Origin of the sequence: Scandinavium goeteborgense (genome assembly GCF_003935895.2) — a bacterium.
GTDB classification, from domain to species: domain Bacteria; phylum Pseudomonadota; class Gammaproteobacteria; order Enterobacterales; family Enterobacteriaceae; genus Scandinavium; species Scandinavium goeteborgense.
In genome coordinates this window covers 1,047,193-1,073,968 of sequence record NZ_CP054058.1, presented here as the reverse complement: position 1 = coordinate 1,073,968, position 26,776 = coordinate 1,047,193, and the positions used below count along the sequence as shown (strand labels likewise).

At 53.3% G+C, this 26,776-nt stretch carries 19 protein-coding genes, 1 tRNA gene, 3 rRNA genes and 1 other annotated feature; of the genes, 12 read left to right on the top strand and 11 right to left on the bottom strand.

All coding sequences use genetic code 11. From position 1 onward, the window contains the following. The first annotated feature begins 88 nt into the window (after positions 1 to 88). Positions 89 to 1,429, top strand: coding sequence for an ATP-dependent RNA helicase SrmB (gene srmB, locus A8O29_RS05960; protein ID WP_110508832.1), 1,341 nt, complete (start codon positions 89 to 91; stop codon positions 1,427 to 1,429). A gap of 189 nt (positions 1,430 to 1,618) precedes the next feature. On the opposite strand, the gene grcA is transcribed toward srmB, so the two are convergent. Beyond that, positions 1,619 to 2,002 carry an autonomous glycyl radical cofactor GrcA gene (gene grcA, locus A8O29_RS05955; RefSeq protein WP_110508829.1) on the bottom strand — a complete coding sequence of 128 codons (384 nt, stop codon included), beginning with the start codon at positions 2,000 to 2,002 and terminating at the stop codon, positions 1,619 to 1,621. A gap of 318 nt (positions 2,003 to 2,320) precedes the next feature. Between grcA and ung the strand changes: the two genes are divergently transcribed. Both ung and A8O29_RS05945 read left to right on the top strand, forming a co-directional pair. Further along, the gene (gene ung / locus A8O29_RS05950; protein ID WP_125355265.1) at positions 2,321 to 3,010 is read left to right on the top strand and encodes a uracil-DNA glycosylase; all 690 of its coding nucleotides are present in this window, start codon (positions 2,321 to 2,323) and stop codon (positions 3,008 to 3,010) included. A 106-nt stretch (positions 3,011 to 3,116) separates the two neighbouring features. Continuing rightward, positions 3,117 to 4,433, top strand: a complete 1,317-nt coding sequence (locus tag A8O29_RS05945; RefSeq protein WP_174081267.1) for an IS4 family transposase — start codon at positions 3,117 to 3,119, stop codon at positions 4,431 to 4,433. 54 nt (positions 4,434 to 4,487) lie between these two features. Here A8O29_RS05945 and A8O29_RS05940 read toward each other — a convergent pair whose 3' ends face one another. Then, positions 4,488 to 5,585: a tRNA/rRNA methyltransferase gene (locus tag A8O29_RS05940; RefSeq protein WP_125352795.1), complete on the bottom strand. Its 1,098-nt coding sequence runs from the start codon at positions 5,583 to 5,585 to the stop codon at positions 4,488 to 4,490. A 208-nt stretch (positions 5,586 to 5,793) separates the two neighbouring features. Here A8O29_RS05940 and trxC point away from each other — a divergent pair, with 208 nt between their 5' ends. The 5 genes from trxC (at position 5,794) to A8O29_RS05915 (ending at position 11,520) form a co-directional block, all read left to right on the top strand. After that, the gene (gene trxC, locus A8O29_RS05935; RefSeq protein WP_110508823.1) at positions 5,794 to 6,219 is read left to right on the top strand and encodes a thioredoxin TrxC; all 426 of its coding nucleotides are present in this window, start codon (positions 5,794 to 5,796) and stop codon (positions 6,217 to 6,219) included. Between the two features lie 69 nt (positions 6,220 to 6,288). Further along, positions 6,289 to 6,987 carry a tRNA-uridine aminocarboxypropyltransferase gene (gene tapT, locus A8O29_RS05930; protein WP_125352793.1) on the top strand — a complete coding sequence of 233 codons (699 nt, stop codon included), beginning with the start codon at positions 6,289 to 6,291 and terminating at the stop codon, positions 6,985 to 6,987. A 35-nt stretch (positions 6,988 to 7,022) separates the two neighbouring features. Continuing rightward, positions 7,023 to 9,680 (top strand): bifunctional acetate--CoA ligase family protein/GNAT family N-acetyltransferase, encoded by a 2,658-nt coding sequence (locus tag A8O29_RS05925; RefSeq protein ID WP_125352791.1) that lies wholly within the window; start codon positions 7,023 to 7,025, stop codon positions 9,678 to 9,680. 114 nt (positions 9,681 to 9,794) lie between these two features. Beyond that, complete coding sequence (pssA, locus tag A8O29_RS05920) at positions 9,795 to 11,150, top strand: CDP-diacylglycerol--serine O-phosphatidyltransferase (RefSeq protein WP_125352789.1); 1,356 nt, start codon at positions 9,795 to 9,797, stop codon at positions 11,148 to 11,150. A gap of 46 nt (positions 11,151 to 11,196) precedes the next feature. Beyond that, positions 11,197 to 11,520, top strand: coding sequence for a YfiM family lipoprotein (locus A8O29_RS05915; RefSeq protein WP_125352787.1), 324 nt, complete (start codon positions 11,197 to 11,199; stop codon positions 11,518 to 11,520). Position 11,521: 1 nt separating this feature from the next. Here the strand turns inward: A8O29_RS05915 and A8O29_RS05910 are convergent, their stop codons facing one another. The 8 genes from A8O29_RS05910 to rluD form a co-directional block, all read right to left on the bottom strand. Further along, entirely contained in the window at positions 11,522 to 12,820 is a 1,299-nt protein-coding gene (locus A8O29_RS05910) for an MFS family transporter (RefSeq protein ID WP_125352785.1), read from the bottom strand. Positions 12,821 to 13,075: 255 nt separating this feature from the next. Further along, positions 13,076 to 13,191 (bottom strand): 5S ribosomal RNA (gene rrf / locus A8O29_RS05905). A 96-nt stretch (positions 13,192 to 13,287) separates the two neighbouring features. Then, positions 13,288 to 16,193 (bottom strand): 23S ribosomal RNA (locus tag A8O29_RS05900). Positions 16,194 to 16,426: 233 nt separating this feature from the next. Continuing rightward, positions 16,427 to 16,502, bottom strand: a tRNA-Glu gene (locus tag A8O29_RS05895). A gap of 85 nt (positions 16,503 to 16,587) precedes the next feature. Beyond that, positions 16,588 to 18,129 (bottom strand): 16S ribosomal RNA (locus A8O29_RS05890). The 16S, 23S and 5S rRNA genes sit together here with 1 tRNA gene alongside, the layout of an rRNA operon. A 458-nt stretch (positions 18,130 to 18,587) precedes the next feature. Further along, a complete protein-coding gene (clpB, locus tag A8O29_RS05885) occupies positions 18,588 to 21,161 on the bottom strand; it encodes an ATP-dependent chaperone ClpB (protein WP_125352726.1) in 2,574 nt (857 codons plus the stop codon). A 128-nt stretch (positions 21,162 to 21,289) separates the two neighbouring features. Further along, entirely contained in the window at positions 21,290 to 22,021 is a 732-nt protein-coding gene (gene yfiH / locus A8O29_RS05880) for a purine nucleoside phosphorylase YfiH (RefSeq protein WP_125352728.1), read from the bottom strand. Then, entirely contained in the window at positions 22,018 to 22,998 is a 981-nt protein-coding gene (gene rluD / locus A8O29_RS05875) for a 23S rRNA pseudouridine(1911/1915/1917) synthase RluD (protein ID WP_110512070.1), read from the bottom strand. Before rluD ends, yfiH begins: the two co-directional genes overlap by 4 nt. Before the next feature lie 131 nt (positions 22,999 to 23,129). Here rluD and bamD point away from each other — a divergent pair, with 131 nt between their 5' ends. The 4 genes from bamD (at position 23,130) to pheA (ending at position 25,904) form a co-directional block, all read left to right on the top strand. After that, positions 23,130 to 23,873 (top strand): outer membrane protein assembly factor BamD, encoded by a 744-nt coding sequence (gene bamD / locus A8O29_RS05870; RefSeq protein WP_110512069.1) that lies wholly within the window; start codon positions 23,130 to 23,132, stop codon positions 23,871 to 23,873. 268 nt (positions 23,874 to 24,141) lie between these two features. Next, positions 24,142 to 24,474 (top strand): ribosome-associated translation inhibitor RaiA, encoded by a 333-nt coding sequence (gene raiA / locus A8O29_RS05865; RefSeq protein ID WP_110512068.1) that lies wholly within the window; start codon positions 24,142 to 24,144, stop codon positions 24,472 to 24,474. Positions 24,475 to 24,595: 121 nt separating this feature from the next. Next, positions 24,596 to 24,721: a sequence feature (Phe leader region), on the top strand. After that, positions 24,597 to 24,644, top strand: a complete 48-nt coding sequence (pheL, locus tag A8O29_RS05860; protein ID WP_110512077.1) for a pheA operon leader peptide PheL — start codon at positions 24,597 to 24,599, stop codon at positions 24,642 to 24,644. It overlaps the preceding feature by 48 nt. Before the next feature lie 22 nt (positions 24,722 to 24,743). Then, entirely contained in the window at positions 24,744 to 25,904 is a 1,161-nt protein-coding gene (pheA, locus tag A8O29_RS05855; protein ID WP_125352730.1) for a bifunctional chorismate mutase/prephenate dehydratase, read from the top strand. On the opposite strand, the gene A8O29_RS05850 is transcribed toward pheA, so the two are convergent. Next, complete coding sequence (locus tag A8O29_RS05850) at positions 25,901 to 26,773, bottom strand: SMP-30/gluconolactonase/LRE family protein (protein ID WP_125352732.1); 873 nt, start codon at positions 26,771 to 26,773, stop codon at positions 25,901 to 25,903. The two genes, pheA and A8O29_RS05850, sit on opposite strands and share 4 nt — an antisense overlap. Between the last annotated feature and the right edge of the window lie 3 nt (positions 26,774 to 26,776).

Sequence of the window (26,776 nt, the reverse complement as noted above, 5' to 3'; positions counted from 1 at the left end):
GCACAATACCCGAGAACAGATAGCCATACAAACAGATGAAGATTACGGCCATAACGTCTATAATCGGCGGCCCATACTGAGGTAGAACATGACTGTAACGACTTTTTCCGAACTAGAACTCGACGATAGCCTTCTGGATGCGCTCCAGGAAAAAGGCTTCACACGCCCGACCGCCATTCAGGCCGCTGCGATCCCGCCTGCGCTCGATGGCCGTGATGTCCTCGGTTCTGCGCCGACAGGCACCGGTAAAACGGCGGCGTATCTGCTGCCAGCGTTGCAGCACCTGCTCGACTTCCCGCGCAAAAAATCTGGCCCGCCGCGTATCCTGATTGTGACCCCAACTCGCGAACTAGCGATGCAGGTTGCCGATCACGCTCGCGAACTGGCTAAAAATACCCATTTAGACATCGCAACCATCACCGGCGGCGTGGCCTATATGAACCACGCTGAAGTGTTCAGTGAAAACCAGGACATCGTGGTGGCCACCACCGGACGTCTGCTGCAGTACATCAAAGAAGAAAACTTTGACTGCCGCGCGGTTGAAACGCTGATCCTCGATGAAGCAGACCGCATGCTGGATATGGGCTTTGCCCAGGATATCGAAACCATCGCCGCGGAAACTCGCTGGCGTAAGCAGACCATGCTGTTCTCTGCGACGCTAGAAGGCGACGCTATTAAGGACTTCTCCGAGCGTCTGCTGCAAGATCCGGTGGAAGTGTCTGCGACACCGTCCACCCGCGAACGCAAGAAGATCCACCAGTGGTACTACCGTGCCGATGACGTTAAGCATAAAACCGCGCTGTTGATCCACCTTCTCCAGCAAGAAGACGCGACGCGTTCCATCGTGTTTGTGCGTAAACGTGAGCGTGTGCATGAGCTGGCTAGCTGGCTGCGTGAGAAAGGCATCAACAACTGCTATCTCGAAGGTGAGATGGTTCAGGCCAAACGTAACGAAGCGATTTTACGCCTGACCGACGGCCGAGTGAATGTGCTGGTTGCTACCGACGTTGCTGCACGCGGGATTGACATTCCGGATGTAAGCCACGTCTTCAACTTCGACATGCCACGTAGCGGTGACACCTACCTGCACCGTATCGGCCGTACGGGCCGTGCCGGACGTAAAGGCATCGCGATTTCGTTAGTTGAAGCGCATGACCACTTGCTGCTGAGCAAAATTGGCCGCTACATTGAAGAGCCGCTGAAAGCTCGCGTGGTCGAAGACATGCGTCCGCAAACGCGCGTCCCAAGCGAGAAGCTGCAAGGCAAGCCGTCTAAGAAAGTGATGGCTAAACGCGAAGAGAAGAAAAAAGCGGAAAAAGAAAAACCGCGCGTGAAGAATCGCCATCGCGATGCTAAAAACATCGGTAAGCGCCGTAAGCCAAGTGCCGTCGCTGCCGCGGCGACCGAGCCGAAGAAAACCGAAGAGTAAAAGCGAGCCGGGAAATCTCCCGGCTTTTTTATGTCCTTTCCACACCCCCCTTTCGCACTCTTCTTACATGGCATCATTGCGATACGCGCATAAAAAAACGGAGAATGACTGAGTCATTCTCCGTTCTGTGCTGAGCGTTTTGGCTTTCGTTAACTTAGCCGATCGCCCTCACTTCCCACCCCTGAGAAATTACAGGCTTTCGGTGAAAGTACGAGCGATAACGTCGCGCTGCTGTTCTGGAGTCAGTGAGTTGAAACGCACCGCGTAACCAGAAACACGGATGGTCAGCTGTGGGTATTTTTCTGGGTGCTCAACGGCATCCATCAGAGTTTCGCGACGCAGAACGTTCACGTTCAGGTGCTGACCACCTTCTACGCGGACTTCTGGCTGAACGTCTACCGGGATTTCACGGTATTCGATTTCGCCCAGAGCGTTAACCGCCACAACCTGATCTTCAGTGAAACCGCCTTTTGCGACCAGGCAGCGCGCTTCGCCTTTCTCGCTGTCGAGCAGCCAGAAAGAGTTGAGCAGGTCGTCGTTTGCAGCTTTAGTAATCTGGATACCAGTAATCATTTGATGCCTCCCTAGGCTCATTTATTCGTTTTTGCATTGGCCAGACGCTGGCCAATTGGTAAAACCATTGTTGCTTGAGTGTATATATATCAGTCTGACACCCTGCAATCATTGATTTAAATCAATAGAATTAGTGTGTGTACTGAGTACATCCATGAATTTTGTTGTTTTAAGTCAATTTTCAAGCCTTGCCAAACACAAATATGCCTGTAAACATTCAACTTTATTTGAGTTCGAGCCGATTTTCACACCGACAAAATTTTGTTCCACACAAAGAAGCCGTTAAGCTATCGCCAACGATATTCGCAGGAGAGCGACATGACCACGTCCTTAACCTGGCACGACGTGTTAGCCAGTGAAAAAGAACAGCCCTACTTCATCAATACCCTGGCAACCGTTGCCGACGAACGTCAGGCTGGAACCACGATTTATCCGCCGCAAAAAGATGTGTTCAATGCGTTTCGCTATACCGAACTGCGCGATGTTAAGGTGGTGATCCTCGGACAGGATCCGTATCACGGCCCAGGCCAGGCGCACGGGCTGGCGTTTTCCGTTCTCCCGGGCGTTGCTACGCCGCCTTCTCTGTTAAACATGTACAAAGAGTTGGAAGGCACTATTCCGGGCTTCACTCGCCCGATGCACGGTTATCTGGAAAGCTGGGCGCGCCAGGGCGTAATGCTGCTCAACACGGTACTGACGGTTCGCGCAGGCCAGGCGCATTCCCACGCCAGTCTTGGCTGGGAAACCTTTACCGATAAAGTGATTGCCCTTATCAATGAACATTGCGAGGGAGTGGTCTTTTTACTGTGGGGGGCGCATGCGCAGAAGAAAGGCGCGATTATCGACTGCGAACGTCATCACGTGCTGAAAGCGCCACATCCGTCGCCGCTGTCGGCCCATCGCGGCTTCTTTGGCTCAAATCACTTCGTGCAGGCCAACGAATGGCTGGCGCAGCGCGGCGAGCCGCCGATTGACTGGATGCCGGTCCTGCCGGCTGAAAGCGAATAAAAAAAATGCCAGCGCAATGCTGTAATGCCGATCAGTTAAGGATCGGTTGACCGATCCGGTGGTTGTGCAAGAATCCGTAATCTCTCCAGGGATTACGGATTTTTTTATGTTACTCAGCCAGGCCTTAGATACCGTCCATAAATTTTCTCCGCAGGAGTTTGCTGCCCTTGCAGACCTGCTTTCTCCTGAACTGATTGATGAATGCCTGGCTGACACCGGCGTCGTCACTCTGCGTAAGCGTCGCCTCTCCATGGAGATGATGGTCTGGGCGGTTACCGGCATGGCCCTGTTCCGCTCCCACTCCATGACCCAGCTGGTCTCACATATGGACATTCTTCTGCCGGGTAACCGGCCCTTCGTTGCACCCAGTGCCGTTGTTCAGGCCCGCCAGCGGCTCGGCGAGGATGTCATCCGTCTGATGTTCGAAAAAACACGTCAGCTCTGGTTTGAAAAAACACCCCTGTCTCACTGGAACGGCCTGACGCTAATGGCCGTGGACGGTACGTTGTGGCGTGCACCTGATACCCCAGAAAATGACGCAGCCTTCGGCCGTACTGCCAATGTGAACAAGCAGTCCGAATGGCCACAACTGCGCATGGTCTGCCAGATGGAAGTTACCAGCCATCTGCTGTCTGCGGTGGCCTTCGACAGCGTCTCTGAAACCGGTGAAACTGACCTTGCGGCACAGCTTATTGACCGGACGCCGGACCACTCACTGACCATCATGGATAAGGGCTTCTATGCCCTGGGCCTGCTGCCTCGCTGGCAGTCATCAGGCACGGAAAGGCACTGGATGCTGCCCTTACGCAAAGGCGCGCAGTATGAGGAGGTGAGAAACCTGGGCGCAGGGCAGAAACTGGTGAGAATAACGCTGTCGCCGCAGGCGAAAAAGAAATGGCAGGATGCACCGGAAACCCTGACAGCAAGACTGGTCAGCAAGGAAGTGAACGGCAAGACGGTGCAGATACTGACGTCGATGTGCGACCCGCTCAGATACCCGAAAGCCGATATCGTGGACCTTTACAGCCAGCGGTGGGAGATAGAGCACGGGTTCAGGGAGATGAAGCAGCATCTGCTGAATAATGAACTGACGCTGCGGAGTAAAAAGCCTGCGCTGGTGCGTCAGGAGCTGTGGGGCGTGGTGCTGGCGTATAATCTGTTGCGCTTCATGATGGGGCAGATGGCGTACAGTCTGAAAGGCGTGGAGCCATATCAGATGGGCTTTAAACAGTCAGCGTTATATCTGTGCAGCCACCTGCGTTTACTGCCGGGAGTGGCGCCGGGGAAACTCCCCAAGGTCATGGCCGAAATACTGAGTATGGCCTCAAGCTTCGTGCTACCAGGGCGAAGAGCACGGCATTACCCGAGAGCTGTAAAAAAGAGGCCGCAACGTTATCCGTTGCGGCCTCCTTCAAAAGCTTAACTGACAAGCATTACAGCGCAATGCTGGCATTTTCATTTTAGCGATGCAGAAGCATCAGCCTTTGTTCTGACGCCACCATTCGGCCAGCAGAACGCCGGTTGCGACGGAAACGTTCAGGCTTTCTACGTTGCCGGTTCCGTTGATAGCGACGCTCAAGTCTGAAGACTCAAGAGCGGCATCGGACAGGCCATCACGTTCCTGACCCAGCACCAGTACCATTTTCTTCGGCATTGTCGCTTTGAACAGCGGCGTACCTTTATGGCTGGAAGTGGTTACAATCGCGTAGCCCGCTTTGCGGAACTGATCCAGTGCGTCGATAAAGCTGTCAGCGGTGATCGGCTGCACGTGCTCAGCGCCACCTTCTGCGGTACGGATTGCGGCACCGGATTCCAGTACTGCGGCATCCTGAACCACGACACCTTTCACACCGAAGTGCGCGCAGCTACGCATAATTGCGCCGAGGTTGTGCGGGTTGCCCACATCTTCCAGCGCCAGTACGCAGTCTTCATCAGCCGCGTCACTCACCCACTGCTTAACGCTTGTGCCATTACGCTTTTTAATCAGGAAGCAAACGCCGCCGTGGTGTTCGGTGCCAGACGCTTTCTCCAGCTCCGCTTCGTCTACCACGTGATAGGCTTTACGGTTTGCCGCCATCCAGCGCAGGGCTTCTTTGAAACGCGGGGTCACACTCTGGATGAACCAGGCGCGAACGATGCAATCCGGACGGCTGAGGAACAGCGCCTGACAGGCATTTTCGCCGTAAACACGGGTTTCTTCTGCACGCTGACGACGGATAACTTCTGGATCGACAAAGCTCTTGCCGCTGATCCCACCGTGATCGGGCTTGTCTTCAACGACAGCGCCCGGTGCGCGAGAAACGGTGCGCCATGGGTTGTCGTCACGCGGTCCGCTGTCACGTGAGTTATCACGGTCGCGGAAACGGTCACCGCCACGCGGTTTGCCATCGCGGGACTTTCCATCACGACTATCGCGCGCAGGACGACGACCACCTTCGGAACGGGACGGGCTATTACGGCTCAGACCAGCCCCTTTACCGGTGCGCGGGTTTTCCGTGCGTTTATCCGAGTCATCATCACTGCGGACGTACATCACTTTGACCTTGCCGCTTTTATTTTTCAGTTCGTCGTTCATCTTTATTCTCCACCTGCGCTGCGCGAAGCGCGAAGATTACCCGATGTGTCCGAGCTTCGCCATGATTTCGTACCAAAGACTGCGACTATTATATTCATTGAATAAACCACATTGTCCTTTAAAACAGTCTCGTCGATAATACGTAACATTAAAGAAACATTTCGGCCACTCAGGCCGTTGACTCAACCCGATTACCCAGAGGTTAGCTATGAATACCGTTTGTGCCAGTTGTCAGGCGCTTAACCGTATCCCCGACGATCGTATTAACGACTCCGCTAAGTGTGGCCGTTGCGGTCACGAGCTGTTTGACGGCGATGTTATCAATGCTACCGGTGAAACGCTGGATAAATTGTTGAAAGACGATTTGCCGGTGGTGGTTGATTTCTGGGCACCGTGGTGCGGCCCGTGCCGTAACTTCGCACCCATTTTCGAAGATGTCGCGGAAGAACGCAGCGGTAAAATGCGTTTCGTGAAAGTGAATACCGAAGCCGAACGTGAGCTTAGCGCACGCTTCCGTATTCGCAGTATCCCAACCATTATGATTTTCCATAAAGGTGAAGTGCTCGACATGCTCAACGGCGCAGTGCCTAAAGCACCGTTTGACAGTTGGCTGAACGAAGCCACCGAAGCCTGATCTGCCGGGGCACGTCTTGTGCCCCGCTTTCCCCTCTGCGACAATGGCGTTTTTCCTGCACAACGCCAAATGACTGATAACGCCGTACTCCGCCTGCGCGCCGAACGCCTCGCTCGCGCCACTCGCCCGTTTCTTGCCCGTGGAAATCGCATTCGCCGATGCCAGCGCTGCCTTTTGCCGCTGAAACAATGCCTGTGTGAAACCCTGACGCCTTCTACTGCCCGGAGCCGTTTTTGTCTGGTGATGTTTGATACCGAGCCGATGAAGCCGAGCAATACTGGCCGTCTGATTGCCGATATTCTTCCCGATACCGAAGCCTTTCAATGGTCGCGTACTGAGCCGCCGCAGCCGCTGCTCGATTTAGTCCGCAATCCGGATTATCAGCCGATGGTTGTCTTTCCGGCATCTTATGCCGGGGCAGAACGCGAAGTCATTACCGCCCCCCCGTCAGGCAAACCACCGCTTTTTATTATGCTCGATGGCACCTGGACCGAAGCGCGGAAGATGTTTCGTAAGAGCCCTTATCTCGATGGCCTGCCGGTGATTTCTGTCGATTTGTCGCGCGTCTCTGCCTATCACCTGCGGGAAGCGCATGCTGAAGGTCAGTACTGCACGGCAGAAGTGGCGATTGCGCTGTTAGATTTAGCGAATGACACCGCAGCCGCTGGCGCTCTGGGCAATCATTTTCAGTGTTTCCGCACCCGTTATCTGGCAGGAAAACCTCAGCATAAGGGAAACATCACAGTGACGGAGCCAGAAAGCGTTTAAAATCATTCAGGAACGATAGTCCAGGAGAGAGTGCGATGAGCCAACGGGGACTGGAAGCGTTACTGAGACCCAAATCAATAGCCGTCATTGGTGCATCAATGAAGCCGCAGCGTGCGGGTTATCTGATGATGCGCAACCTGCTGGCCGGCGGTTTTGGCGGGCCGGTGTTGCCGGTGACGCCTGCCTGGAAAGCGGTGCTGGGCGTGCTGGCCTGGCCTGATATCGACAGCCTGCCCTTCACGCCGGACCTGGCGGTTATCTGCACCCATGCGAAACGCAATCTGGAGCTGCTGGAAGCGCTCGGGCAGAAAGGTTGTAAAACCTGCATTATTCTTTCCGCGCCACCGGAACAGTTCAGCGAACTCAAAGCCTGCGCTGCCCGTTATCAAATGCGCCTGCTCGGCCCTAACAGTCTGGGGCTGCTTGCGCCCTGGCAAGGGCTGAATGCCAGTTTTTCACCAGTACCGATTCGTCGCGGTAAGCTAGCCTTTATTTCGCAATCTGCGGCGGTGTCCAATACCATTCTTGACTGGGCACAGCAGCGCGAGATGGGCTTTTCCTACTTTATCGCCTTGGGTGATAGCCTCGACATCGACGTTGATGACCTGCTCGACTTTCTGGCCCGCGACAGTAAAACCAGCGCCATTCTGCTCTATCTGGAACACCTCAGCGACGCCCGGCGCTTTGTTTCTGCCGCCCGTAGCGCCTCGCGCAATAAACCGATTCTGGTCATTAAAAGTGGACGCAGTCCGGCTGCTCAGCGCCTGTTGCATGTAAACTCCGGAATGGACCCGGCCTGGGATGCAGCCATTCAGCGAGCCGGTTTATTGCGCGTGCAGGATACACATGAGCTGTTTTCCGCTGTCGAAACGCTGAGCCATATGCGGCCGCTACGTGGTGAGCGTCTGATGATAGTCAGTAACGGTGCCGCCCCTGCGGCGCTGGCGCTGGACGAACTTTGGTTTCGTAACGGAAAGCTGGCCACGCTCAGCGACGAGACGCTGAGCCGTCTTGGTGACGCGCTGCCGGGTAGCGTAGAGGCGGCGAACCCGCTCGACCTGCGCGATGATGCCAGCAGTGACCACTATCAAAAAGCACTGAGTATTTTGCTCGATAGCCAGGATTATGACGCCCTGTTGGTCATCCATTCCCCGAGTGCAGCCGCGCCGGGAACCGAAAGCGCTCAGGCGTTAATTGAGACACTCAGCCATCACGCCCGTGGCAAATACGTTACCGTGTTAACCAACTGGTGCGGGGAATACTCCTCACAGGAAGCGCGCCGCTTATTTAGCGACGCCGGAATCCCCACCTACCGCACACCGGAAGGTACCATCACCGCATTTATGCATATGGTGGAATACCGCCGCAATCAGAAGCAGTTGCGTGAAACCCCGGTGTTACCAGACAACCTGACCGCCAATACTGCCGACGCCCACGCCCTGCTCCAGCACGCCATTGCGGAAGGTGCCACGTCGCTCGACACGCACGAAGTTCAGCCCATCCTCAAAGCTTACGGCATGCATACGCTGCCGACGTGGATAGCCGCAGACAGTGCCGAAGCGGTGCATATCGCCGAACAGATTGGCTATCCAGTGGCGCTGAAACTGCGTTCGCCGGATATCCCGCATAAGTCAGAAGTTCAGGGGGTAATGTTGTATCTGCGCACCGCCGCAGAAGTGCAGCAGGCTGCTGATGCCATCCTCGATCGCGTGAAAATGACCTGGCCTCAGGCGCGGATCCACGGGCTGTTAGTTCAGAGTATGGCGAACCGCGCGGGCGCGCAGGAGTTACGTATCGTCGTCGAATACGACCCGCTTTTTGGCCCGCTTATCATGTTGGGCGAAGGCGGTGTGGAATGGCGTGCAGAGGATCAGGCGGCCGTGGCATTGCCACCGTTGAACATGAATCTCGCCCGTTATCTGGTGATTCAGGCGATTAAAAGTAAAAAGATCCGTGGCAGAAGCGCATTGCGTCCGCTGGATGTGGTTGGACTCAGCCAGGTTCTGGTCCAGGTTTCGAATCTGATTGTCGACTGTCCGGAGATCCAGCGCCTGGATATTCATCCTTTGCTGGCCTCCGGGAACGAATTTACCGCGCTGGATGTGACGCTTGAAATCGGACCGTTTGAAGGGGATAGCGAAAGCCGTTTAACGGTGCGTCCGTATCCGCAGCAATTTGAAGAGTGGGTCGAGCTGAAAAACGGTGAGCGCTGCCTGTTTCGCCCGATCCTGCCGGAAGATGAGCCGCTGTTGCAGAAGTTCATAGCTCAGGTCACAAAAGAAGATCTCTATTACCGCTACTTCAGTGAAATCAATGAATTTACCCATGACGATTTAGCCAATATGACGCAGATCGACTACGATCGTGAAATGGCATTTGTCGCCGTGCATTCCACGGAGACAGGGACAGAGATCCTGGGCGTTACGCGCGCGATTTCAGACCCGGATAATATTGATGCTGAGTTTGCCGTGCTGGTGCGTTCCGATTTAAAAGGTCTTGGCCTGGGGCGTCGTTTGCTGGAAAAACTCATCGATTATACGCGTGAACATGGGCTATCGCGCTTGAATGGCATTACCATGCCCAATAACCAGGGAATGATTGCGCTGGCCCGTAAGCTGGGTTTTGAAGTCGACATCCAGCTTGAAGATGGCATTGTCGGATTGACATTAAGACTATCCTCATCGTCATCGTAACTAAGCTGCTGGAAATGTTGACCACTTTAGCTGGCACTGATGGTATTATTGCTCGCTTCTGTCGTCTGCATGGTACAGAGGACCCTTGATTAATCAGAGAAGAATCGCACTGTGATGTTGTCAAAATTTAAGCGCAACAAGCATCAACAACACCTTGCTCAACTACCTAAGCTTTCTCAGTCAGTTGATGATGTCGAGTTCTTTTACGCCCCTGCGGATTTTCGGCAAGCGCTGTTGGCTAAAATCGCCAACGCCACTCGCCGCATCTGCATTATCGCCCTTTACCTGGAACAGGATGATGGCGGTAAAGCGGTTTTGCAGGCTATTTATGACGCCAAGCGTCATCGCCCCGAACTCGATGTCCGTATCCTGGTTGACTGGCACCGTGCCCAGCGCGGACGCATTGGTGCCGCAGCATCCAACACCAACGCCGATTGGTACACCCGCATGGCTCAGGATAACCCTGGCGTGAATGTGCCTGTGTTTGGCGTGCCGGTTAATACCCGCGAGGCGTTAGGTGTTCTGCACTATAAAGGCTTTATTATCGACGACTGCGTGCTTTACAGCGGCGCCAGCCTGAACGACGTTTACCTGCATCAACATGAGAAGTATCGCTACGACCGCTACCAGTCGATTGGTAATGCGCAGATGGCTGATATCATGTTTGACTGGGTGGATCAGAATCTGGTGCACGGTCGGGGTGTAAACCGTCTTGATGACAATGAGCGCCCGAAAAGCCCGGAAATCAAAAACGATATTCGCCTCTATCGCCAGGAACTGCGTGACACCGGTTACCATTTCCAGGGTGATGCTGATAACGAACAGCTCTCGGTTACGCCGCTGGTTGGTCTCGGAAAATCGAGCATGCTCAACAAGACGATCTTCCATTTGATGCCGTGTACCGAAGAGAAATTGACGATTTGCACGCCTTATTTCAACCTCCCGGCAGTGTTAGTGCGGAACATTATCCACCTGCTGCGTCAGGGGAAAAAGGTTGAAATCATTGTTGGTGATAAAACGGCAAATGACTTTTATATTCCAGAAGATCAGCCGTTTAAAATCATCGGCGCGCTGCCTTATTTGTATGAAATCAACCTGCGCCGTTTCCTTAGCCGACTGCAGTATTATGTGAATACCGACCAGTTGGTGGTTCGCTTGTGGAAAGATGAAGATAATAGCTACCATCTGAAAGGCATGTGGGTCGACGATGAATGGATGTTGCTGACCGGCAACAACCTGAACCCACGCGCATGGCGACTGGATCTGGAGAACGCCATTCTTATCCACGATCCGAAACAACAGCTGGCCGAAGCTAGGGATAAAGAACTGGAACTGATCCGCAAACATACCACCGTGGTGAATCATTATCGCGATCTGCAAAGTATCGCCGATTACCCGGTTAAAGTCCGTAAGCTGATTCGTCGTCTGCGTCGAATTCGAATCGACAGGCTCATCAGCCGCATTCTGTGATCTTCAAGCCCCGCATTGGCCGGGGCTTTTTTACAGGGAGCCTGCTATGCGTATTTTGGTTCTGCTGTCTTCACTCTGGCTTTGCGGTTGCAGTCATATGGCCAATGATGCCTGGACCGGCCAGGACAAGGCTCAGCACTTTATTGCCTCCGCCATTCTTTCCGCTGCAGGTAACGAATATGCCCAGCATCAAGGATTCAGTCAGAACAGAAGTGCCGCCTATGGCCTGATGTTCTCACTCAGTCTTGGAACAGGAAAAGAAGCGTGGGACAGCCGCCCGTCAGGCAGCGGCTGGAGTTGGAAAGATTTTGTATGGGATGTCGCCGGCGCCACAACCGGCTATGCGGTATGGCAGATGGCGCATCAATAAACTACAGACGTAACCCCTTCCCTTTGCTGTGCAGCATCAGCGACACCACAAACGCCACCGCGCTTAACAGCGTGACATACCAGAAGAATGCACTCTCGAAGCCCACGGATTTCAGCGACAGGGCAACATACTCTGCCGAGCCACCAAACAGCGCGTTGGCGACGGCGTAAGATAACCCAACGCCAAGCGCACGCACCTGAGCGGGGAACATTTCGGCTTTAAGGATCCCACTTATCGACGTGTAAAAACTGGCGATCAGCAGGGCGCACATTACTAATGCAAACGCAGCATAGGGGGAATGAACATGCTGGAGCGCAGTGAGAATGGGGACGGTAAACAGGGTGGCCAGTCCACCGAAACACAACATCGACGTACGGCGGCCAATTCTGTCAGATAGCGCACCGAATAATGGCTGAACCGCCATATAACAAAACAGCGCAGCGGTCATCACGATACTGGCCACGCTAGCGCTCATACCCGTCGTATTCACCAGATACTTTTGCATATAGGTTGTGAAGGTATAAAACACCAGAGAACCACCGGCCGTGAAGCCGAGAACCATCAAGAACGCTTTGCGATTGCGCCACAGGCCTTTAAACGATCCGGCTTCCTTCAGCGCGCGCGTTTCCTGTTGTGACGTTTCATCCAGCTGACGACGCAGCCATAGTGCGACTAACGCCAGTACGGCGCCAAGCGCAAAGGGAATGCGCCAGCCCCAGGCATGCAAATCTTCGCTGCTCAGCACCTGCTGGAGAACAACGACCACAAGCAGAGCCAAAAGTTGGCCGCCGATCAGCGTTACGTACTGGAACGAGGCAAAGAAACCCTTCCGGCCTTCAATCGCCACTTCACTCATGTAGGTTGCACTAGTGCCGTACTCTCCGCCAACGGAAAGCCCTTGAAACAGGCGAGCCAACAGTAGCAATGCCGGAGCCCAGGTACCAATCGTCGCATACCCTGGCAGGCAAGCAATCACCAACGAACCAAAGCACATCATGCAGACAGAAATCAGCATCGACTTTTTCCGCCCATGGCGATCGGCAATACGTCCAAACAGCCAGCCACCAATCGGTCGCATCAGAAAACCGGCAGCAAAAATACCGGCGGTTTGCAGCAACTGTGTAGTGGTATTATCGGAGGGGAAGAAGATATGGGCGAAATAGAGCGAGCAAAACGAATAGACGTAAAAATCAAACCATTCGACAAGGTTACCTGATGAAGCCCCCACGATAGCCCAGACCCGACGCCGTGAATCACTGCCCATCAGTGACTCTCGGGATGAATACGTATTCTCGGTCATTGTTATTATACTCCAGCAAAAACCAGCCCCGCCTCGATGCAGATGTTGGGCATCACTTCAGCAGAACAATTAGTGATCGAAATGTTACATAATTGTTATATCATGCTTTGTGATCAAAAGCACAAATTCAGTTAGCAGGATCAGTAATCAAGAATTGTCGTAGGAGGTTGAGGTGGAAGTATTGCTGGATGGACTATGAGGAGTATAAACGCAAAAAACCCCGGCCTTTCGGTCGGGGTTTCTTACTTGTTTGATACCTGGCAGTTCCCTACTCTCGCATGGGGAGACCCCACACTACCATCGGCGCTACGGCGTTTCACTTCTGAGTTCGGCATGGGGTCAGGTGGGACCACCGCGCTGTTGCCGCCAGGCAAATTCTGTTTACCAACACACCCTTCAGGGTCTGTCAGTTAATCTGTTTCAAGCTGAATATCGTGTCTCTCACGCCAAAACATCTTCGGCGTTGTAAGGTTAAGCCTCACGGTTCATTAGTACTGGTTAGCTCAACGTATCGCTACGCTTACACACCCAGCCTATCAACGTCGTAGTCTTCAACGTTCCTTCAGGACTCTCAAGGAGTCAGGGAGAACTCATCTCGGGGCAAGTTTCGTGCTTAGATGCTTTCAGCACTTATCTTTTCCGCATTTAGCTACCGGGCAATGCCATTGGCATGACAACCCGAACACCAGTGATGCGTCCACTCCGGTCCTCTCGTACTAGGAGCAGCCCCCCTCAATTCTCCAGCGCCCACGGCAGATAGGGACCGAACTGTCTCACGACGTTCTAAACCCAGCTCGCGTACCACTTTAAATGGCGAACAGCCATACCCTTGGGACCTACTTCAGCCCCAGGATGTGATGAGCCGACATCGAGGTGCCAAACACCGCCGTCGATATGAACTCTTGGGCGGTATCAGCCTGTTATCCCCGGAGTACCTTTTATCCGTTGAGCGATGGCCCTTCCATTCAGAACCACCGGATCACTATGACCTGCTTTCGCACCTGCTCGAGCCGTCACTCTCGCAGTCAAGCTAGCTTATGCCATTGCACTAACCTCCTGATGTCCGACCAGGATTAGCTAACCTTCGTGCTCCTCCGTTACTCTTTGGGAGGAGACCGCCCCAGTCAAACTACCCACCAGACACTGTCCGCAACCCGGATTACGGGTCTACGTTAGAACATCAAACATTAAAGGGTGGTATTTCAAGGTTGGCTCCACAAGAACTGGCGTCCTCGCTTCAAAGCCTCCCACCTATCCTACACATCAAGGCTCAATGTTCAGTGTCAAGCTATAGTAAAGGTTCACGGGGTCTTTCCGTCTTGCCGCGGGTACACTGCATCTTCACAGCGAGTTCAATTTCACTGAGTCTCGGGTGGAGACAGCCTGGCCATCATTACGCCATTCGTGCAGGTCGGAACTTACCCGACAAGGAATTTCGCTACCTTAGGACCGTTATAGTTACGGCCGCCGTTTACCGGGGCTTCGATCAAGAGCTTCTCCCTAAGGATAACCCCATCAATTAACCTTCCGGCACCGGGCAGGCGTCACACCGTATACGTCCACTTTCGTGTTTGCACAGTGCTGTGTTTTTAATAAACAGTTGCAGCCAGCTGGTATCTTCGACTGATTTCAGCTCCATCCGCAGGGACTTCACCTACACATCAGCGTGCCTTCTCCCGAAGTTACGGCACCATTTTGCCTAGTTCCTTCACCCGAGTTCTCTCAAGCGCCTTGGTATTCTCTACCTGACCACCTGTGTCGGTTTGGGGTACGATTTCGTGTTACCTGATGCTTAGAGGCTTTTCCTGGAAGCAGGGCATCTGTTACTTCAGTACCGTAGTACCTCGTCATCACACCTCAGCGTTAGATAAGAGTCCGGATTTACCTAAACTCTCCGCCTACATGCTTAAACCGGGACAACCGTCGCCCGGATAACATAGCCTTCTCCGTCCCCCCTTCGCAGTAACACCAAGTACAGGAATATTAACCTGTTTCCCATCGACTACGCCTTTCGGCCTCGCCTTAGGGGTCGACTCACCCTGCCCCGATTAACGTTGGACAGGAACCCTTGGTCTTCCGGCGAGCGGGCTTTTCACCCGCTTTATCGTTACTTATGTCAGCATTCGCACTTCTGATACCTCCAGCTACCCTCACAGGCCACCTTCAACGGCTTACAGAACGCTCCCCTACCCAACAACACATAGTGTCGCTGCCGCAGCTTCGGTGCATAGTTTAGCCCCGTTACATCTTCCGCGCAGGCCGACTCGACCAGTGAGCTATTACGCTTTCTTTAAATGATGGCTGCTTCTAAGCCAACATCCTGGCTGTCTGAGCCTTCCCACATCGTTTCCCACTTAACTATGACTTTGGGACCTTAGCTGGCGGTCTGGGTTGTTTCCCTCTTCACGACGGACGTTAGCACCCGCCGTGTGTCTCCCGTGATAACATTCTTCGGTATTCGTAGTTTGCATCGGGTTGGTAAGTCGGGATGACCCCCTAGCCGAAACAGTGCTCTACCCCCGAAGATGAGTTCACGAGGCGCTACCTAAATAGCTTTCGGGGAGAACCAGCTATCTCCCGGTTTGATTGGCCTTTCACCCCCAGCCACAAGTCATCCGCTAATTTTTCAACATTAGTCGGTTCGGTCCTCCAGTTAGTGTTACCCAACCTTCAACCTGCCCATGGCTAGATCACCGGGTTTCGGGTCTATACCCTGCAACTTAACGCCCAGTTAAGACTCGGTTTCCCTTCGGCTCCCCTATTCGGTTAACCTTGCTACAGAATATAAGTCGCTGACCCATTATACAAAAGGTACGCAGTCACCTAACAAGTAGGCTCCCACTGCTTGTACGTACACGGTTTCAGGTTCTTTTTCACTCCCCTCGCCGGGGTTCTTTTCGCCTTTCCCTCACGGTACTGGTTCACTATCGGTCAGTCAGGAGTATTTAGCCTTGGAGGATGGTCCCCCCATATTCAGACAGGATACCACGTGTCCCGCCCTACTCTTCGAGTTCACAACGCGTGCATTTTCATGTACGGGGCTATCACCCTGTATCGCCGGACTTTCCAGACCGTTCCATTAACACGCGCGCTGATTCAGACTCTGGGCTCCTCCCCGTTCGCTCGCCGCTACTGGGGGAATCTCGGTTGATTTCTTTTCCTCGGGGTACTTAGATGTTTCAGTTCCCCCGGTTCGCCTCATTAAGCTATGTATTCACTTAATGATAGTGTGTCGAAACACACTGGGTTTCCCCATTCGGGTATCGCCGGGTCAAAGGTTCATATCACCTCGCCGACGCTTATCGCAGATTAGCACGCCCTTCATCGCCTCTGACTGCCAGGGCATCCACCGTGTACGCTTAGTCGCTTAACCTCACAACCCGAAGATGTTTCTTTCGATTCATCATCGACTTGCAATAATTTGAGAGACTCGAACACACCGTATTTTCCTTTCTTATTACGGAGAAAGGAAACAGTGTGTCGTTTCAATTTTCAGCTTGATCCAGATTTTTAAAGAGCAAATATCTCAAACATGACTCACCGCTTACGCAGTAAAATCAGTTTTGAGATAGGGAGGCCGGCGACTTTCACTCACAAACCAGCAAGTGGCGTCCCCTAGGGGATTCGAACCCCTGTTACCGCCGTGAAAGGGCGGTGTCCTGGGCCTCTAGACGAAGGGGACACTGAAGTCTCAATCGCAAGACGCCTTGCTTCTCTACATCTATCAGACAATCTGTGTGGACACTACAAAGGCAGGTTCTTTAAGGTAAGGAGGTGATCCAACCGCAGGTTCCCCTACGGTTACCTTGTTACGACTTCACCCCAGTCATGAATCACAAAGTGGTAAGCGCCCTCCCGAAGGTTAAGCTACCTACTTCTTTTGCAACCCACTCCCATGGTGTGACGGGCGGTGTGTACAAGGCCCGGGAACGTATTCACCGTAGCATTCTGATCTACGATTACTAGCGATTCCGACTTCATGGAGTCGAGTTGCAGACTCCAATCCGGACTACGACGCACTTTATGAGGTCCGCTTGCTCTCGCGAGGTCGCTTCTCTTTGTATGCGCCATTGTAGCACGTGTGTAGCCCTACTCGTAAGGGCCATGATGACTTGACGTCATCCCCACCTTCCTCCAGTTTATCACTGGCAGTCTCCTTTGAGTTCCCGGCCGAACCGCTGGCAACAAAGGATAAGGGTTGCGCTCGTTGCGGGACTTAACCCAACATTTCACAACACGAGCTGACGACAGCCATGCAGCACCTGTCTCAGAGTTCCCGAAGGCACCAAAGCATCTCTGCTAAGTTCTCTGGATGTCAAGAGTAGGTAAGGTTCTTCGCGTTGCATCGAATTAAACCACATGCTCCACCGCTTGTGCGGGCCCCCGTCAATTCATTTGAGTTTTAACCTTGCGGCCGTACTCCCCAGGCGGTCGACTTAACGCGTTAGCTCCGGAAGCCACGCCTCAAGGGCACAACCTCCAAGTCGACATCGTTTACGGCGTGGACTACCAGGGTATCTAATCCTGTTTGCTCCCCACGCTTTCGCACCTGAGCGTCAGTCTTTGTCCAGGGGGCCGCCTTCGCCACCGGTATTCCTCCAGATCTCTACGCATTTCACCGCTACACCTGGAATTCTACCCCCCTCTACAAGACTCTAGCCTGCCAGTTTCGAATGCAGTTCCCAGGTTGAGCCCGGGGATTTCACATCCGACTTGACAGACCGCCTGCGTGCGCTTTACGCCCAGTAATTCCGATTAACGCTTGCACCCTCCGTATTACCGCGGCTGCTGGCACGGAGTTAGCCGGTGCTTCTTCTGCGAGTAACGTCAATCGTTGCGGTTATTAACCACAACGCCTTCCTCCTCGCTGAAAGTACTTTACAACCCGAAGGCCTTCTTCATACACGCGGCATGGCTGCATCAGGCTTGCGCCCATTGTGCAATATTCCCCACTGCTGCCTCCCGTAGGAGTCTGGACCGTGTCTCAGTTCCAGTGTGGCTGGTCATCCTCTCAGACCAGCTAGGGATCGTCGCCTAGGTGAGCCATTACCCCACCTACTAGCTAATCCCATCTGGGCACATCCGATGGCAAGAGGCCCGAAGGTCCCCCTCTTTGGTCCGAAGACGTTATGCGGTATTAGCTACCGTTTCCAGTAGTTATCCCCCTCCATCGGGCAGTTTCCCAGACATTACTCACCCGTCCGCCGCTCGTCACCCAGAGAGCAAGCTCTCCTGTGTTACCGCTCGACTTGCATGTGTTAGGCCTGCCGCCAGCGTTCAATCTGAGCCATGATCAAACTCTTCAATTTAAGTTTGATGCTCATGAATTAAACTTCGTAATGAATTACGTATGTTCACTCATAAGACTTGGTATTCTATTTAGCGTCTTTCGACGTTTAAGAATCCATGTCACTTTGAGTGCCCACACAGATTGTCTGATAAATTGTTAAAGAGCAGTGAGTTACGCGCTTTCGCTTGCTAACTCGAGGTCCCGTATAATACGTTTTCCTCATTCAGAGTCAAGCGTTTATTTTCGCTTTTCTCTGTCAGGATTTCCTGAGAAACCCTTCTGACCCGGCGGCTGGCGAGCCGTTGTTCCGTGTCAGTGGAGGCGCATTATAGGGAGTTCTGAGGAGACGGCAAGTATAAATTCAAAAAAACCCTTCAATCGCTCGCAATTCATACAAATGATATACCGAAGGGTAATTTTCGCCTGGTTTTTAAACAAAAACGAGCCCCTGAGGGCCCGTTTTTGTATTTATGTGACTTACTGCACTGCCACAATATGGTCGTCTTTGACTTTCAGCAGGATAGTTTTCCCAGGAATCAGCTCTCCAGAGAGGATTTGCTGTGCCAGCGGGTTTTCAATCTGCTGCTGGATAGCGCGTTTCAATGGCCGCGCGCCGTAAACCGGGTCATAGCCGTTGGCACTCAGCAGCGCCAGCGCATCATCTTCTATATGTACGTCATACCCGCGCTCTTCGAGACGCTGGTACAGACGCTGCAGCTGGATCTTCGCAATCGAGGCGATGTGTTTCTCACCCAGAGGATGGAAGACCACTACTTCATCAATACGGTTGATGAACTCCGGACGGAAGCTGTGGCTAACCACATCCAACACCAGATCTTTCATGTGACTGTAATCCAGCTCGCCGAAACGTTCCTGAATCAAGTCGGAACCCAGGTTCGACGTCATGATGACAACGGTATTGCGGAAATCAACCGTTCTCCCCTGCCCGTCCGTCAGTCGTCCATCGTCCAGCACCTGAAGAAGAATGTTGAACACATCAGGATGCGCTTTCTCGACTTCATCCAGTAGGATGACAGAATAAGGACGACGGCGAACCGCTTCGGTCAGATAGCCACCTTCTTCATAGCCAACATATCCTGGAGGCGCACCGACCAGACGCGAGACGGAGTGTTTCTCCATAAACTCGGACATATCGATACGGACCATCGCATCGTCGCTGTCGAACATAAAGTTAGCCAGCGCTTTGCAGAGCTCGGTTTTACCGACACCGGTCGGCCCAAGGAACAGGAACGAACCAATCGGGCGATTCGGATCAGACAAACCAGCGCGACTACGACGAATAGCATTGGAGACAGCTTCCACCGCTTCGTTCTGACCAATTACTCGGCTGTGCAGTTCCTGCTCCATGCGCAGCAGCTTGTCACGCTCGCCTTCCAGCATTCTCGCCACCGGGATCCCGGTCCAGCGCGCCAGCACATCGGCAATCTCAACCTCGGTAACGCGGTTACGCAGCAAACGCATGGTTTTGCCTTCAGACTGCTCGGCAATCGCCAGCTGTTTCTCCAGCTCCGGAATTTTGCCGTACTGCAATTCAGACATCCGCGCTAAATCACCGACGCGGCGAGCCTGTTCGATCGCAATCTTTGCCTGCTCAAGTTCAGACTTGATGGTCTGCGTCCCGGACAGAGATGCTTTTTCCGCTTTCCACTCTTCTTCCAGTTCTGAATACTGACGTTCTTTATCGTCCAGCTCTTCGTTGAGCATATCCAGACGTTTCAGGCTGGCTTCGTCAGACTCTTTCTTCAAAGCCTGCTGTTCCAGCTTAAGCTGGATAATGCGGCGTTCAAGTCGGTCGAGTTCTTCCGGTTTAGAGTCAATCTCCATCCGGATACTGGATGCCGCTTCATCGATAAGGTCGATGGCTTTATCCGGCAGCTGTCGATCGGCAATATAGCGATGCGACAATGTCGCCGCTGCCACAATCGCCGGGTCCGTAATTTGCACATGGTGGTGCAATTCATAACGTTCTTTCAGGCCACGCAATATCGCGATGGTGTCTTCTACTGTCGGCTCCGCCACGAACACTTTCTGGAATCGACGCTCAAGCGCAGCGTCCTTCTCTATATATTGACGATATTCATCAAGCGTAGTGGCCCCGACGCAGTGCAGTTCACCACGCGCCAACGCGGGTTTGAGCATGTTGCCCGCATCCATCGCGCCGTCCGCTTTACCAGCCCCAACCATAGTGTGCAATTCATCAATAAAGAGGATGACGTTGCCTTCCTGCTTAGAGAGATCGTTCAGCACGCCTTTCAGACGCTCTTCGAATTCGCCGCGGTATTTCGCCCCAGCCACCAGCGCGCCCATATCCAGCGCCAGTACCCGACGGCCTTTCAGCCCTTCCGGTACTTCGCCGTTAACAATACGCTGAGCCAGCCCTTCAACGATCGCCGTTTTACCCACCCCAGGCTCACCGATCAGAACTGGGTTGTTTTTGGTACGACGCTGCAATACCTGAATGGTACGGCGAATCTCTTCGTCACGGCCGATGACCGGATCAAGTTTGCCCTGTTCGGCTCGCTCGGTGAGATCAAGGGTATATTTCTTTAACGCCTGACGCTGATCTTCAGCACCCTGGTCATTCACGTTTTCACCTCCACGCATTTGTTCAATCGCCTGCGTCACATTGGCGGTTGTTGCTCCGGCGGTTTTTAACAGGTCGGCTAACGTGCCACGTGATTCAAGCGCCGCCAGAACAAACAGCTCCGACGAGATAAAGTTGTCATTTCTTTTTTGCGCCAGCTTGTCGCAAAGATTCAGTACACGGACCAGATCCTGAGACGGCTGAACGTCACCGCCAGTACCTTCCACCTGCGGTAAACGGCTCAATGCCTGATCGATGGCCGTGCGTAACTGCCCGGCATTAATGCCAGCTGAAGTTAATAAAGGACGTACCGAACCGCCTTCCTGATTCAGGAGTGCGCTCATGAGATGAAGAGGTTCGATGAATTGGTTGTCGTGCCCTAATGCAAGAGATTGGGCATCGGCGAGTGCAAGCTGGAATTTATTGGTAAGACGATCCAGACGCATAATTCCTCCCATAACAGGTCAATTTTGCTACTGGAGATTAAATGAGGTCATCCCTCAATTATTCAAGGTTAGAGACCTGGACTATGTGAAAAATATGTCAGCCTTCTGGATCGTCTTGATTCTTTAGGTTATATCAGCCAAATGAAACTTGCCATACGACCGGTGGTCCGATCGCGTCGATAAGAGAAAAAATCATCCTTTTCACTTAGCGTACAGCGTTCACCGCCGAACACCTGAGTCACGCCAAGATTTGCCAGACGCTGACGGGCTAGCTGATAGATATCGGCGAAATATTTATCGCCAGCAGGGCGGAAAGCGCTATCAGCTTTCGCATCTTTATCCATGAATGCTTCACGGACTTCCGGACCCACTTCAAACGCCTTTGGACCAATTGCAGGGCCAAGCCAGGCGAGAATGTTTTCCGGCTTATCCTGAAATTGCGCGACGGTTTGCTCAAGCACGCCACCGCACAAGCCACGCCAGCCCGCATGGGCGGCAGCCACTTCAGTGCCCGCCTGATTACAAAACAGCACAGGCAGACAGTCGGCGGTCATCACCGCACAGACCAGACCCGGTTTGTTGCTGTAAGACGCGTCGGCACGTTTGGAATCGTACTCACCGCCGGTCAGCGTTAATACGGCATTACCGTGGACCTGCTCAAGCCAGACCGGACGAGAAGGAAACGCTGACGCTTCATAGAAACGACGGCGGTTCTCTTCAACGTGCTCCGGATTATCGCCACAGTGGGCACCGAGATTAAGAGAATCCCAGGGCGACGCACTCACGCCACCCACTCGCGTTGAGCTACATGCCCCGACACCCGCAGGCATCGGCCACTGTGGAACAATAATCTTGGTCATAACCAGGCGACGTCGTCCTTGTGTTCTTCAAAATCAGCGCGCATAGCGGCAATGAGATCAACCATATCCTGTGGAATTGGCGCATGCCATTCCATCTCGATGCCGGTAATTGGATGGTAGAGACGAAGCATGGTCGCATGCAGCGCCTGACGATCGAATTTACGCAGTTCGGTGATGAAGGCTTCCGACGCCCCTTTCGGTGGACGCGGACGGCCGCCGTATAGCTGATCGCCCACCAGCGGATGGGTGATGTGCGACATGTGCACACGAATCTGGTGCGTACGTCCCGTTTCCAGACGCAGACGCAGACGCGTATGAATACGGAAATGCTCCATGATGCGGTAATGCGTCACCGCCGGTTTACCCATTGGGTGAACGGACATGTGGGTACGCTTGGTCGGATGGCGACTGATCGGCTCTTCAACCGTCCCCCCCGACGTCATGTGACCAATCGCGACGGCCTCATATTCACGGGTAATTTCACGCAGCTGCAGCGATTCCACCAGACGCGTTTGCGCCGGAACGGTTTTCGCGACAACCATCAGACCGGTGGTGTCCTTATCCAGACGATGGACAATACCCGCACGTGGAACGTCGACAATCGGCGGATAATAGTGCAGCAGTGCATTAAGGATAGTCCCGTCTGGGTTACCCGCGCCCGGATGAACTACCAGGCCGCGCGGCTTGTTGATAACCAGAATGTCGTCATCTTCATAGACGATGGTCAGCGGGATATCCTGTGGTTCGAACCGCGCTTCTTCTTCGATTTCAGCGTTGATGGCGACATGTTCTCCCCCCAACACTTTCTCCTTCGGCGTGCTACAAATGACGCCGTTAACCAGCACTCGCTGGTCAAGAATCCATTCTTTTATGCGTGAACGTGAATAATCCGGGAACATTTCGGCCAAAGCCTGATCTAAGCGTTGACCGAGTTGTTTTTCGGATACCGTTGCGGTGAGTTGTACTTGTTGTGCCATAAACAGCTTCTTCGTTTAACGTTGGGTTTTACGGCTTCGCCGTATAATATAGTGTGCTATTGTAGCTGGTCTTAATCGGGAGCAGGAATGATAATCTCCCGCATAAACATTCTGAGGAAAGTCAAAACGTCATGACGCGCATGAAATACCTGGTGGCCCTTGCCACACTCAGCCTGGCTTTGGCGGGTTGCTCCGGTTCAAAGGAAGAGGTCCCTGATAACCCGCCAAATGAAATCTACGCGACTGCTCAACAAAAGTTGCAGGACGGTAACTGGAAACAGGCGATAACGCAACTGGAAGCGTTGGATAACCGCTATCCATTTGGCCCGTATTCTCAGCAGGTTCAGCTCGACCTGATTTATGCGTACTACAAAAACGCCGATCTGCCGTTAGCTCAGGCTGCCATCGATCGCTTCATGCGTCTTAACCCGACTCACCCGAACATCGACTACGTCATCTATATGCGTGGCCTGACTAACATGGCTCTGGATGACAGCGCCCTGCAGGGCTTCTTTGGCGTTGACCGCTCTGACCGCGATCCGCAGCACGCCCGTGACGCATTCAATGACTTCTCCAAGCTGGTCCGTGGCTATCCGCAGAGCCAGTACACCTCCGACGCCTACAAGCGCATGGTGTTCCTGAAAGACCGCCTGGCGAAGTATGAGCTGTCGGTTGTGGATTACTACACCGATCGCGGCGCGTGGGTTGCAGTAGTAAACCGCACGGAAGGCATGCTGCGTGATTTCCCGGATACACAAGCAACCCGCGATGCGCTGCCGAAGATGGAAAAAGCTTACCGCGAAATGCAGATGACTGCGCAGGCCGACAAAGTGGCGAAAATCATTGCCGCCAATGGCGACAAAACCAGTAGCTGATTGTTCTGATAACGAAAAAGGCAGCCCTGAAGGCTGCCTTTTTTATGCAATTCGTGAGGACGCTGAACCGGTTTAGCCCGCAGTCATCCCATCAACTATGGCCCTCTTTTCTCCATTCCTCAAGTATTAAATCCCCTGTTCCTGTCCTGCCTCACAAATTACGCTGACTGACAAAAAGTGACAAAATAACGTGATACACATCACACATTTTGACATTGAGAACGGTATGCTGGAATCACCAAGACGGGAAAGACAAGAGGTAAAATTTATGACAATGAACATTACCAGTAAACAAATGGATATTACTCCGGCCATCCGCCAGCACGTCGCAGACCGTCTCACCAAACTTGAAAAATGGCAAACTCATCTGATAAACCCCCATATTGTTCTGTCTAAGGAACCACAGGGCTTTGTTGCCGATGCGACCCTGAACACGCCAAACGGCCATCTGGTTGCCAGCGCACGTCACGAAGATATGTACACTGCCATTAATGAATTGATCAACAAGCTGGAAAGGCAGCTCAATAAAGTGCAACACAAAGGGGAAGCACGTCGCGCCAATGCATCGGTGAAAGACGTCAACTTCGTTGAACAAGAGTAATCCTTATCAACTGTGTTAATCCAACGCGCCTTCGGGCGCGTTTTTTGTGCCCGGCTGTTTTAGCGGTTGACAGCATGAAAACAGTACGGTTACTTTAACTGCGTACTTCTAAGGAAACCCTGATGAAAATTGTTCCGTTCTTCTTCGCATTCTTTTTTACCTTCCCCTGATTGGGAGGCGTTTCGTCGTGTGATAAAGAATGCGAAGACGAACAATAAGGCCTCCCACACCGGGGGGCCTTTTTTATTGATAACAAGAAAGGCGACATTATGACTGCGGAAAACCCGTTACTGGCTCTGCGCGATAAGATAAGCGCACTGGATGAAAAGTTGCTCTCGCTGTTGGCCGAGCGCCGTGGACTGGCTGTTGAAGTGGGTAAAGCGAAACTGTTATCTCATCGCCCAGTACGCGATATCGACCGCGAGCGCGATCTGCTCGAACGCCTGATTACCCTGGGCCAGGCTCATCATCTCGATGCGCACTACATCACGCGCCTGTTCCAGCTGATTATCGAGGATTCGGTCCTGACTCAGCAGGCGCTGCTTCAGCAGCATCTCAACAAAATTAACCCGCACTCAGCGCGCATCGCATTTCTTGGGCCGAAAGGATCGTATTCCCACCTCGCCGCACGTCAGTACGCAGCCCGTCATTTTGAGGAATTTATCGAAAGCGGCTGCGCGAAATTCGCCGACATCTTTAATCAGGTCGAAACCGGACAAGCTGACTACGCCGTGGTCCCGATTGAAAACACCAGCTCAGGCGCCATCAACGACGTCTATGATCTGCTGCAGCATACCAGCCTGTCGATTGTGGGCGAGATGACGATTCCTATCGATCACTGCGTGCTGGTTTCCGGCTCGACCAGTCTCGACCAAATCGAAACCGTGTACAGCCACCCACAGCCTTTCCAGCAGTGCAGCCAGTTCCTGAATCGCTATCCTCACTGGAAAATCGAGTACACCGAAAGTACGTCAGCAGCGATGGAAAAAGTAGCCGAAGCCAATTCTCCGCACGTTGCCGCGCTTGGCAGCGAGGCGGGTGGCGGTCTTTATGGATTACAGGTGCTGGAACGCAATCTGGCAAACCAGACACAGAACATTACCCGTTTCGTGGTCCTGGCCCGTAAAGCCATCAACGTCTCCGATCAGGTTCCGGCCAAAACAACGCTGCTGATTGCCACCGGGCAACAGGCCGGTGCGCTGGTTGAAGCGCTGCTGGTATTACGTAATCACAATGTGATCATGACCAAGCTGGAGTCGCGTCCGATTTACGGTAACCCGTGGGAAGAGATGTTTTATCTGGATGTGCAGGCCAATCTGGAAGCCGATGCAATGCAAAGCGCGTTGAAGGAGCTGGGTGAAATCACCCGCTCCATGAAAGTGCTGGGCTGCTATCCGAGCGAAACGGTGGTGCCGGTTGACCCGGCTTAACTGCCAATAAACGGTAGCTTCTTCATCCCTGCGACGGCAACAGGCAGGGTGAAGATTGCGCCGGAGAGCGGATATTGACGAACCTCTTCGGCGCTCATGTTTTCTCGGGTGGTGGTGATAAACAACGTTTTCATGTCCGGACCACCAAAGCACACCATTGTCGGGCAACGAACCGGTAAACGATATTCTTCCAGTTGCTCTCCTTCGGGTGAAAAACGCGCCACCCGCCAACCATCGAACATCGCACTCCAGTAGCACCCTTCTTCATCTATGGCTGCACCATCCGGGATGCCCTCTCCCGCACTGAAATGACGGAAAGGCTCACGCTTGCCCGGCTCACCTTGCTCATCCAACGGCGTGCGATAGATAACGCCATTTGGGGTATCTGAGGAGTACATCCATTTTTTATCGGCACTGAAGGCCAGCCCGTTGGCGCCGCGAATATCACACTGGATAACTTTCGGTTTGAGTTGAGTGTCCACCCGCACCAGCAGCGCGCCATTGTAATCACCCGGCCCCCAGAACGTGCCTGCGTAAAAACGGCCGTCACGATCGGTACCGCCATCGTTAAAGCGGGCCAGCTGTGGATTGCTCGGGTTATCGCAGATTTTGCGCACCAACAGACCGCGGCTGTCGCTTAACCAGATAGCGCTGCGCAGAGCGACAATAAACCCGCCCTTTTCCCGAAGCGAGAAGCACCCCACTTCTTCCGGAAATTGCAGGACCCGATGTTCACCACTTTGGGTGTCGTAGCGATGAATTTCATACTCAAGGATATCGGCCCAATAGAGCGCCTGCTCGGCATCGCTCCAGGTTGGGCATTCCGGCAAATGGCCGGTGTAATCAAACAGCACCTCAGGTTGAGCCATGTT

Coding starts and splice junctions, on each gene's coding strand:
- srmB (WP_110508832.1), top strand. CDS start 89: ATGACTGTAACGACTTTTTCCGAACTAGAACTCGACGATAGCCTTCTG.
- grcA (WP_110508829.1), bottom strand. CDS start 2,002: ATGATTACTGGTATCCAGATTACTAAAGCTGCAAACGACGACCTGCTC.
- ung (WP_125355265.1), top strand. CDS start 2,321: ATGACCACGTCCTTAACCTGGCACGACGTGTTAGCCAGTGAAAAAGAA.
- A8O29_RS05945 (WP_174081267.1), top strand. CDS start 3,117: ATGTTACTCAGCCAGGCCTTAGATACCGTCCATAAATTTTCTCCGCAG.
- A8O29_RS05940 (WP_125352795.1), bottom strand. CDS start 5,585: ATGAACGACGAACTGAAAAATAAAAGCGGCAAGGTCAAAGTGATGTAC.
- trxC (WP_110508823.1), top strand. CDS start 5,794: ATGAATACCGTTTGTGCCAGTTGTCAGGCGCTTAACCGTATCCCCGAC.
- tapT (WP_125352793.1), top strand. CDS start 6,289: ATGACTGATAACGCCGTACTCCGCCTGCGCGCCGAACGCCTCGCTCGC.
- A8O29_RS05925 (WP_125352791.1), top strand. CDS start 7,023: ATGAGCCAACGGGGACTGGAAGCGTTACTGAGACCCAAATCAATAGCC.
- pssA (WP_125352789.1), top strand. CDS start 9,795: ATGTTGTCAAAATTTAAGCGCAACAAGCATCAACAACACCTTGCTCAA.
- A8O29_RS05915 (WP_125352787.1), top strand. CDS start 11,197: ATGCGTATTTTGGTTCTGCTGTCTTCACTCTGGCTTTGCGGTTGCAGT.
- A8O29_RS05910 (WP_125352785.1), bottom strand. CDS start 12,820: ATGACCGAGAATACGTATTCATCCCGAGAGTCACTGATGGGCAGTGAT.
- clpB (WP_125352726.1), bottom strand. CDS start 21,161: ATGCGTCTGGATCGTCTTACCAATAAATTCCAGCTTGCACTCGCCGAT.
- yfiH (WP_125352728.1), bottom strand. CDS start 22,021: ATGACCAAGATTATTGTTCCACAGTGGCCGATGCCTGCGGGTGTCGGG.
- rluD (WP_110512070.1), bottom strand. CDS start 22,998: ATGGCACAACAAGTACAACTCACCGCAACGGTATCCGAAAAACAACTC.
- bamD (WP_110512069.1), top strand. CDS start 23,130: ATGACGCGCATGAAATACCTGGTGGCCCTTGCCACACTCAGCCTGGCT.
- raiA (WP_110512068.1), top strand. CDS start 24,142: ATGACAATGAACATTACCAGTAAACAAATGGATATTACTCCGGCCATC.
- pheA (WP_125352730.1), top strand. CDS start 24,744: ATGACTGCGGAAAACCCGTTACTGGCTCTGCGCGATAAGATAAGCGCA.
- A8O29_RS05850 (WP_125352732.1), bottom strand. CDS start 26,773: ATGGCTCAACCTGAGGTGCTGTTTGATTACACCGGCCATTTGCCGGAA.